This is a genomic window from Moraxella sp., assembly GCF_024227015.1.
GTDB lineage: Bacteria > Pseudomonadota > Gammaproteobacteria > Pseudomonadales > Moraxellaceae > Moraxella.
In genome coordinates this window covers 1-9,077 of sequence record NZ_JAAELD010000193.1, presented here as the reverse complement: position 1 = coordinate 9,077, position 9,077 = coordinate 1, and the positions used below count along the sequence as shown (strand labels likewise).

At 43.3% G+C, this 9,077-nt stretch carries 9 protein-coding genes; 4 read left to right on the top strand and 5 right to left on the bottom strand.

Annotated elements, in window-relative coordinates; genetic code table 11:
- The 5 genes from guaA to dnaA all read right to left on the bottom strand — a co-directional run.
- Nucleotides 1-744, bottom strand: a 744-nt coding sequence (gene guaA, locus GY683_RS04375; RefSeq protein ID WP_297287586.1) for a glutamine-hydrolyzing GMP synthase, incomplete at its 3' end; no start/stop codon positions are given.
- 86 nt (nucleotides 745-830) lie between these two features.
- Nucleotides 831-3,287: a DNA topoisomerase (ATP-hydrolyzing) subunit B gene (gene gyrB, locus GY683_RS04370; RefSeq protein ID WP_297287585.1), complete on the bottom strand. Its 2,457-nt coding sequence runs from the start codon at nucleotides 3,285-3,287 to the stop codon at nucleotides 831-833.
- A gap of 123 nt (nucleotides 3,288-3,410) precedes the next feature.
- Nucleotides 3,411-4,571, bottom strand: coding sequence for a DNA replication/repair protein RecF (locus tag GY683_RS04365; RefSeq protein ID WP_297287584.1), 1,161 nt, complete (start codon nucleotides 4,569-4,571; stop codon nucleotides 3,411-3,413).
- Entirely contained in the window at nucleotides 4,571-5,728 is a 1,158-nt protein-coding gene (gene dnaN, locus GY683_RS04360) for a DNA polymerase III subunit beta (RefSeq protein WP_297287583.1), read from the bottom strand. Before dnaN ends, GY683_RS04365 begins: the two co-directional genes overlap by 1 nt.
- A 76-nt stretch (nucleotides 5,729-5,804) precedes the next feature.
- Nucleotides 5,805-7,193, bottom strand: a complete 1,389-nt coding sequence (gene dnaA / locus GY683_RS04355; protein WP_297287582.1) for a chromosomal replication initiator protein DnaA — start codon at nucleotides 7,191-7,193, stop codon at nucleotides 5,805-5,807.
- Nucleotides 7,194-7,679: 486 nt separating this feature from the next.
- On the opposite strand from dnaA, the gene GY683_RS04350 reads away from it, so the two are divergent.
- The 4 genes from GY683_RS04350 (at nucleotide 7,680) to yidD (ending at nucleotide 8,792) form a co-directional block, all read left to right on the top strand.
- On the top strand, nucleotides 7,680-7,853 hold the full coding sequence (locus tag GY683_RS04350; RefSeq protein ID WP_297287581.1) for a hypothetical protein: 174 nt from the start codon (nucleotides 7,680-7,682) through the stop codon (nucleotides 7,851-7,853).
- 8 nt (nucleotides 7,854-7,861) lie between these two features.
- Nucleotides 7,862-7,996 carry a 50S ribosomal protein L34 gene (gene rpmH / locus GY683_RS04345; RefSeq protein WP_003662232.1) on the top strand — a complete coding sequence of 45 codons (135 nt, stop codon included), beginning with the start codon at nucleotides 7,862-7,864 and terminating at the stop codon, nucleotides 7,994-7,996.
- 90 nt (nucleotides 7,997-8,086) lie between these two features.
- Nucleotides 8,087-8,458: a ribonuclease P protein component gene (rnpA, locus tag GY683_RS04340; protein ID WP_297287580.1), complete on the top strand. Its 372-nt coding sequence runs from the start codon at nucleotides 8,087-8,089 to the stop codon at nucleotides 8,456-8,458.
- A 4-nt stretch (nucleotides 8,459-8,462) separates the two neighbouring features.
- Nucleotides 8,463-8,792, top strand: coding sequence for a membrane protein insertion efficiency factor YidD (gene yidD, locus GY683_RS04335; protein ID WP_297287579.1), 330 nt, complete (start codon nucleotides 8,463-8,465; stop codon nucleotides 8,790-8,792).
- Nucleotides 8,793-9,077 lie beyond the last annotated feature (285 nt).

Genomic DNA, 9,077 nt, shown 5'->3' with positions numbered 1-9,077 from the left:
CTGATCGCCAATCGCCTTGTGTAGTAGTGCTGCTACCACAGAGCTGTCAACACCGCCAGACAGACCTAGTAGTACTTTTTCATTGCCGATCTGTTCTTTTAGTTGGGCGATTCGCATCTCAATGATGTTCTCAGAGTTCCATGCATTGCCACAGCCACAGATGCCATGTACGAAGTTAGAGATAAGCTCAACGCCTTTTTCTGTGTGGGTGACTTCTGGGTGAAATTGCACACCATAGAATCCACGCGCTTCATCACTGGCAGAAGCATATGGGCAGCTTGGCGTGCTCGATGTAGTCGCAAAGCCCTCGGGCAGACGCGATACTTTATCGCCGTGGCTCATCCATACTTGTGATTGGTTATTGGCATCTGCGATGTCGTTTAGAAGTTTGTCATTCTGAACGATGTCAATTTTGGCATAACCAAACTCATGCACATCACCAGCTTCAACCTTGCCGCCAAGCTGTTCTGCCATCGTCTGAAAACCATAACACACGCCAAGCACAGGCACACCCAATTCAAATACCGCTTTTGGTGCGCGTGGACTGCCTTCTTGATGAACGCTCTCAGGGCCGCCAGATAGAATGATGCCTTTAGGGTTGAAGGCGCGAATGTCTTCGTCAGACATATCAAAAGCATACATCTCAGAATATACGCCTGCTTCACGCACACGGCGCGCGATCAGCTGACTGTACTGCGAACCAAAATCAAGGATTAAAATACGGTCTTGGGTAATGTTGGTCATGGCTATTCCAGTTAAAAAACCAATAAAATAAACGCAATTAAGCACAAAAACATAAAGAGCTAAAGCAGGACTAAGCCTGCTTTTATTTAAGTATCGATGTCTGCGTTGAGCGCATTTTCTTCGATGAAGATACGACGCGGCTCAACTTCGTCACCCATCAGACAGTTGAACAGGTGATCGGCAGCGATGGCATCTTCGATGGTGATCTTGAGCATGCGACGATTCTCCGGATCCATTGTTGTCTCCCACAGCTGATCAGCATTCATCTCGCCCAATCCCTTATAACGCTGAACCGTCATGCCACGGCGTGCATCATTCATCATATAAGTCCACAGATGATTAAAATCCTTAATCGCCATGTCTTTGTCGCCACGGCGCAAGAATGCATCCGCACCTAGGATATTATTCCACTCACCAGAGAGCTTATACAGACGAGCGTATTCTGATGATTTTAGGAACATGGCATCTAACGTATAATACTGAGGCAAGCGATGCACAAAAATCGTCACGCGTGGCAGCCATTGCTGTTTATCCGCTTCATCGCTACCAGTTACTTCAACAAGCTCAACCTTAGGCGATAGATGCTGCGCCAGCTCGTTAAGCTTAGCTTGTAATGAATCTGTCCAAGCCTGCAAAGCCACCTTATCATGAAATTCTGCATCAAACTTTGGAATGAAGGTTAGCGCATCTAACAGTTCAGAAGGGTATTTATTTTGAAGGCGAGACTTGATAACCTGTGATTGGTTATAATCATTGAGCAGTTTTTCAAGCGCAACCCCAGTCACTGCAGGCGCATCTTTATGTAAGAACAGCTGATTTTCATCAATGGTCGATGACAGCAGATAGGATTTTAGTGCCTCGTCATCTTTTAGGTATAATTCATGCTTGCCTTTTTTGACCTTATAAAGCGGTGGCTGTGCGATATAGATGTGACCACGCTCGATAAGCTCTGGCATTTGACGGAAAAAGAACGTCAAAAGCAGCGTACGAATGTGAGAACCATCGACATCGGCATCGGTCATGATGATGACTTTGTGATAACGAAGTTTATCTGCGTTGTATTCATCCGCGCCAATGCCCGTACCAAGCGCTGTAATCAGTGTGCCAACCTCAGCGCTGGACAGCATCTTATCAAAGCGAGCTCGCTCAACGTTTAGAATCTTACCTTTTAGGGGTAAGATCGCTTGCATCTTACGATTACGCCCCTGCTTGGCAGAACCACCCGCAGAGTCACCCTCGACAATATAAAGTTCGGACAGAGCAGGGTCTTTTTCTTGGCAATCCGCCAATTTACCTGGCAAGCCTGCGATGTCTAATGAAGTCTTGCGACGTGTCATTTCACGTGCTTTACGAGCTGCTTCGCGAGCACGAGCAGCATCGATGATCTTGCCTGCGATTGACTTGGCAGCGCCTGGATTCTCTAGCAGATATTCATTCAAGCGCTCATGCATGATGGTCTCTACCGCGCTTTTTACTTCGCTAGATACCAACTTATCCTTGGTCTGTGAGCTAAATTTCGGATCAGGCACTTTCACTGAAACAATGGCAACTAAGCCCTCACGAGCATCATCACCCGTGACTTGGACTTTTTCTTTTTTGCCAATATTTTCAGATTCCATGTAGTGGTTTAGGCAGCGGGTTAGTGCCGAGCGGAATCCTGATAAATGCGTACCGCCATCTTTTTGGGGGATGTTATTGGTGAAGCACAGCACTTTTTCGTTATAGCTGTCCGACCACTGTAGGGCAACTTCCACACCGATGCCATCAGAACCTTGGGCGGTAAAATGAAAAATATCGTTTAGGGTTTGCTTACCTTCATTGATGAAAGTAACGAACTCGGACAGACCGCCTTTGTGTTCAAAGACTTGCACGCGATCATCACGCTCATCTGTTAGGACGATACGCACGCCCGAGTTTAGGAAGGATAATTCACGCAAACGCTTAGCAAGGATATCATAATCAAAAATCGTCCCGCTAAAAATCTCAGAACTTGGGTAGAATCTGACCTGCGTTCCTGTCTTGTCAGTCTCGCCTAAGCGCTTTAGTTCAAAGTCAGGCACGCCATCGGTATAATCTTGGGTATGCTCAAAGCCATCACGCCAGATGTTTAAGGTTAGTTTCTTGGACAGCGCATTAACAACCGACACACCCACACCATGCAGACCGCCCGATACTTTATAAGAATTATCATCGAATTTACCACCAGCGTGCAGCACCGTCATGATGACCTGCGCTGCTGACACGCCTTCTTCTGGGTGGATATCTACAGGAATGCCGCGTCCGTTATCCATGACCGAGACCGATTCGTCTTCGTGGATGATGATGTTAATCTCATCACAATGGCCTGCCAGCGCTTCGTCAATGGCATTATCCACGACCTCAAACACCATGTGGTGCAAGCCCGTACCATCATCGGTATCGCCGATATACATACCAGGACGTACGCGAACCGCTTCAAGTCCACGCAAAACTCGGATATTTTTTGAGCTGTATTCGCTATTTTGGGTATCAACGGATTCGCCGTGTTGCGCCTGCTCAGTCATGAAACTTCCTTAAAACTTGCGCACAGCTAAGAATTTAATGCGCAATTAATTGATAATATTACACATTATTATAGCATTTTTTTTATAAAAAGTCATAAATTTAAACGTGAAACGCCCATCAAATCAATATTTTAGTGAACTTGGTGACAGCATTTCACTAACCTTTCCTTGTTCCACGTGAAACACTTTTAAAGCATCGTTATTATTATTCAAAGCAGTCATTTTTTGTTGTATTTTACCAATGGTATCCGTCTGCAGACTTGTGATGAATAATTGGCATGGTAGCACCAAAAGCGCATCGAGCAAAATATCAATCGCTCTATCATCAAGCTCAGCATCCAAGTCATCAATCAGCACCACAGGCTCGATGTCAGGCAGTCGAACACACATCATCTGTAGCTGTGAGAGTCTAAGCGCGGTAATCAGTAGTTTTTTCTCACCACGCGATAGAACGTTCACCGCCTGCTCTCTTAGTTTGTCACCATGATCATTGGTGTTCTTTAAGGATACGACAACATCCGCACGATGCGCACCAACACGGGTATAGCCCAGCTCTTTGTCTTGAGATAAGCGATGTTGCAGTACTTCAAATAAGCCTGCTTGCTTATCAAAGCCTGCGCTATAACTCAAAGCGATCTGACCTTCATAAGCAGGTAATAGATGTCCAATCATCTCATCGAACAATACTTGCCACTCATTAAACACCGCCAAGCGATAATGATGCAACGCCTTGGCATGAATGGCCAACTGATGATCCCATGCACTGACTTCATGTAGGGTAAGAGATGGTGATTTTAAAAGCGCATTACGTTGTTTTAGCAGCCTTTGGTAAGCCAACCACTGCGGATAAAAATCAGGTTCCACGTGAAACGACAGCCAGTCCAACAGCTGCCGACGCACCCCGCTACCTTCTTCTAATAGCGCCATGCTGGTCGGATCAATCAATAAAGTAGGTAACGCAAAAGACAAAGCGCTTTGGCTAGGGACGGTGCTGTTATTGAGCTTTAAAGTAGTGGTGGCAAGATTTGCTGCGTCAAGTTGTTTTTGAATGGCGAGCGTCTGATCATGAGTTTTCGCCCAGACAGTGCAAGCCTTGGCGTGATGTGTGATATAACGCTTAGGCTCATGATGACGAAAGCTTTTGCCCCGAGAAAGCAAAAACACCGCCTCAAGAAGCGATGTTTTACCACTGCCGTTTTTGCCAATAAATAGATTGCACTGCTGTAAGTCTAACGATGCTTGCTGTATATTGCGAAGGGCGTAAATGCGTAATTCTTGAATCATTACACACGCATCGGCATCACGACGTATTGATGATTCATCTCATCGCCCACTTGATAGATGAGTGCAGGCTTAACCGCCTCAGTCATCTCGATACGCACATCACCATCCAATACACGCAATACCGCACGCAGATAGGCTTCATTGAACGATACTTCAAGCGGCTCACCTTCATAAGCTACTGCCAAGTTCTCTTCCGCTTCATCTTGCTCACGCTGATTGCGAACACTGACCTGAACTCTGTCTGATTCTTTAAAATCAAACAACACGCCAGGCGCCTCTTTGCTGTTTAACACAGACAAGCGGCGCAGCACTTCCACGGCTTCATCTTTATTGAAGATAGCGGCTTTGTCGTAGCTTGGTGGCAGTACACGACGATAATCAGGGAATTTACCTTCAATCAGGCGCGCCACCATACCAACTTGCATACCTTTATAATCGCTCTCGTCGCCAAAGCCCAATGATAACTGTAAAAATTCATCATCAAACCCAAGTGCGACCACATCATCCTCTGAAGATCTAACCAGCTCGCCAAGCAGACGCTCAAGCTCAGCCACGGCCTTACCTGGGATAATCACACGGCGATCATCATAACTGGCGTCTAGGGCACGATGAGCAACTGCCAGACGATGTCCATCGGTTGCCACCGCGGTAAGCTTATCGCCATTGATCTCAAATAACATGCCTGTTAAATAATGACGAACGTCTTGGGTTGCCATGGCAAAACGCGTATGACTGATCAAATCATACAAAGTGCCACGATTGATGTTCAATGCTGCAGCAACACTTGGCGCACCAATACTTGGAAAGTCCTTAGCAGGCAGGGTCTTTAAGGTATAACGACCTTTACCGCTCACAATAAAACAGCGCGTCTCATCAGCATCCAAAGAGACCATCTCATCTGAGAGCGCTTTACAAATGACAAATAATTTCTCAGCCGGTAGCGTTGTCTCACCTGTTTGCTGACATGCGTCTGCTGGCAGTGCAATCGTCGCGGTCAGCTCCACTTCCAAATCAGATGCTACTAAGGTTAATACATCTTGATCTAATACAAACTTAATATTAGCTAAGATGGGTCCGATGCGATGGTGTTTATCGGCAGCTTTAGCAACCAAGCTGATGGCGTTTATCAATACGTCGCGTTTTATGGTTAATTTCATTGTTATAGTCCTGTCATTTCATGTGCTTATGGTACTTGCTTTTTTTGGCAAACACAAGTTATTCAATCAAAAATTATCACTCAAATTCTAAGGTTGCTTTTAAGGCTTGATAGGCCTTATCCACCTTAACGTCTGTCGCTCTTAGCTCTTCAATTGCTTTGCATGCATGCATGACTGTGGTGTGATCTCGCCCCCCAAAAAACTGCCCAATCTCAGGAAAGCTGTCTTGGGTTAATTCACGAATCAACGCCATCGCCATCTGGCGTGGTCTTGCGATGTTACGTGCGCGTTTTTTACCCATCAAGTCTTTGGCGGAGATGCCATAATACTGAGCCACCAAGTCACGAATGTTATCAGCATTCACCGCACGAGCGCGAGCCTCAATGTGGTCTTTGATGGCATGGCGTACGAGTGACAAAGTCACAGGCTCTCCAGACATGACAAAATTAGCATGCACCTGATTGAGCGCACCTTCTAGACGGCGCACATCTGGCGCGACGTTCTGTGCGATGAACAGAGCACATTCTTTTGGCAAATCCATGCCAAGAACGCTGGCTTTTTTCTCCAAAATCTGTACGCGCATGTCAATATCAGGCGGCTCAATCAGTACATTAAGCCCGCTCGAAAAGCGCGATTTAAATCGTTCATCAAAATTATTAAGCTGGGCTGGCTGTCTGTCAGAAGCCAAGATGATGCGATTTTTTTTGTTTTTGCTAAAATCACTAAAAATCGTTAAGAGTAAATCAGAGATGTGCGGCGCTCTTTTACCATCAATCAAATGAATATCGTCAATGATTAATAGATCCGCCTTGCAGATTTTTTTGACCAATTGATCAACTTTTCTGTCGCGAAATGCATCTTTGGTGATGCGAAAGAAATGATCCTTGGTCATATAGCAGAATCTTAATCCTGCTTTTTGATAGCGATGCGCCACCGCATGCATGAGGTGCGTTTTACCCAAGCCTGACGATCCATACAAAAACACCAAAGGATAAGCACTTTCACCGCCTTTTTTGCCCAAATCATAACAAGCATTATAAGCAAAGGCGTTGGATTTACCCTTTACAAAGGCATCAAAGGTATAGTTATCTTCAAGCTGTTCACTTTCTTCAATTTGAGTATTGGTCTTGGCTTTTTTTGTGACTGTTTTTTCACTTTTTGGCTTAACATCGACCACCTTGGGCGTCTCAAGACGCACGCCTTCAATCCCTGCTGGCGCATGCTTTTTAACCAACAGTTCGATCTTATCGATGTAGTTGTCCTTGATGTGCGTGATAAAGTACTGGTTAATCGCAGAAAGCACCAACACATCGCCATCAACACTTGCTTCAAGAGGTGATAACCAACGCAAAAAGTCCGTCTCTGAAACTTCAAAAGACAGCTCTTTTAAACATTCTTGCCAAAAATCAGCAGAAGGGCTTGACGCACTCATGGGCACCAACTCATCTTCATCAAACAGTGACATGTTAGGTCAACCTCTAATGGTTTACTTAAATAATAATAAACTATAATTTAAGTAAAATTTTATTTAGTTAAATTAATTATTTTTTTAATTTTAATTGAATAAATGGAAAATCCTCCCATCTTTTCAAACATGTGAGGAATATTAGCACAAAAATTTAAAATTTCAAAGCAAATTTTTCTGTGGATAACTTTATGGAAAATCCTGTGGATAACTTAAAAATTCAACTTATTCACAGACTTTAAACATTTAATGAACATATTTTTCCACAATTTAAGTTTATGATTTTTATATTTTTTTATTAGTTTTCCACAGAAATTTTATCGCATTATAACTACTATCTTTATATTTATAATATAATAATTGACCTTGATTAAAACTGTGGATAACTTTTATAACCCTACTAAAATCAAGTCTTTCACGATTAACCATTCTATCAAAATATTGGATCCAAATAAACTTCAATTATCTGGTTTAACACGCGTCTTTATGAAAATCATGGTAAATACCTTGACAATCAATATTGCTTTTGCTAAAATTGGTTCGTTTTTTCACCTCATATTGGTGAATTTTCATTTATTAAACCCACCACAGCAGTCAGCTGCGGTACCAAGTCGTCACTGTCAGGCTTCTGCAGAGCTTAGTGATGCCAACCAACCTTAAGGTATATTATGAAACGTACTTTTCAACCTAGCGTTCTAAAACGCAAGCGTACTCACGGTTTCCGTGCTCGTATGGCTACTAAAAAAGGCCGTCAAGTTTTGGCGCGTCGTCGTGCTAAAGGTCGTCATCGTTTGACCGTATAATCGACACATATTAAAAAGCACCACATTGTTGGTGCTTTTTTATTTGCCCTTTTTCATATATACTGCTTATTTTAAACAATATAATCCTTCATGAACACCCAAAATTTTCATTTTACTAAAGATCAGCGTTTGCTCACCCCTACTGACTTTAAGCACGTCTTTGATTCACCAATGAAAAAAATACATGGCGATCATTGTATTGTGTTTGTCAAACATAATGACAAAAATACGCCAAGATTAGGACTTGCCATCACCAAGAAAAAACTTAAACAGGCGGTCATGCGTAACAAAGTCAAGCGAGTCACCAGAGAGATTTTTCGTCTAAATCAACATGAGATAGCAGATGTGGATTTGGTATTGATTGTTAAGATTGGCTTTACAAAAGATTTTGACATCATGAGTGATATTGTTAAGATTTTTGAAAAAATAAAACATCACTATCCTAAGTCATCCCAATCTTAGATTTATGATTAAGCGTTTGTTGTTGTTTTTGATTAAGGTTTATCAAAAAGCCATCAGTCCAATACTGCCAGCACGTTGCCGGTATTATCCGACCTGTTCGCACTATGGGCGACAGGCGTTAATGTGGCATGGTGTTCGTCGTGGATTACCTTTGGCTGTGCGCCGGGTGTGCAGTTGTCACCCTTGGGGTGGTTCTGGTATAGATTTTGTGCCTGTGCCAATGTATCGATATCGTTATGATTTGGCGGATGATGTTCTACTGATAGGACACGCTGTGTTTTTGGATAAATTTAGCTATGCTGCCAGATTGAATCATCTGATGAAAAGCAGCTAAGTTTACGCTTTTGTAAATATTTTCTATGATTTTATTCAAAAGTTTAGTAAAATAAAGGGTTTATTCACAAATTTATTGATGAATTTTGATTAATGGTGCGTCATTTTGCGCGCCTAAACGCATTGTTAGGATGTTTCCATGCAAAAAATTCTTCGGATTTTAATCATCATTGCTATCTTGATCACGAGTTATTTGCTCGTGCTTGCGTGGCGTGATGACACAATGAATGCGCCGAAACCTGCGCCTGTAGCGACACAAACCAGCAGCGTTGATGTCCCGAATACG

What these genes read in the sequence shown, in the direction of transcription:
- dnaA (WP_297287582.1), bottom strand. Translation starts at nt 7,193, where the DNA reads ATGTCACTGTTTGATGAAGATGAGTTGGTGCCCATGAGTGCGTCAAGC.
- rpmH (WP_003662232.1), top strand. Translation starts at nt 7,862, where the DNA reads ATGAAACGTACTTTTCAACCTAGCGTTCTAAAACGCAAGCGTACTCAC.
- yidD (WP_297287579.1), top strand. Translation starts at nt 8,463, where the DNA reads ATGATTAAGCGTTTGTTGTTGTTTTTGATTAAGGTTTATCAAAAAGCC.
- gyrB (WP_297287585.1), bottom strand. Translation starts at nt 3,287, where the DNA reads ATGACTGAGCAGGCGCAACACGGCGAATCCGTTGATACCCAAAATAGC.
- dnaN (WP_297287583.1), bottom strand. Translation starts at nt 5,728, where the DNA reads ATGAAATTAACCATAAAACGCGACGTATTGATAAACGCCATCAGCTTG.
- GY683_RS04365 (WP_297287584.1), bottom strand. Translation starts at nt 4,571, where the DNA reads ATGATTCAAGAATTACGCATTTACGCCCTTCGCAATATACAGCAAGCA.
- GY683_RS04350 (WP_297287581.1), top strand. Translation starts at nt 7,680, where the DNA reads ATGAAAATCATGGTAAATACCTTGACAATCAATATTGCTTTTGCTAAA.
- rnpA (WP_297287580.1), top strand. Translation starts at nt 8,087, where the DNA reads ATGAACACCCAAAATTTTCATTTTACTAAAGATCAGCGTTTGCTCACC.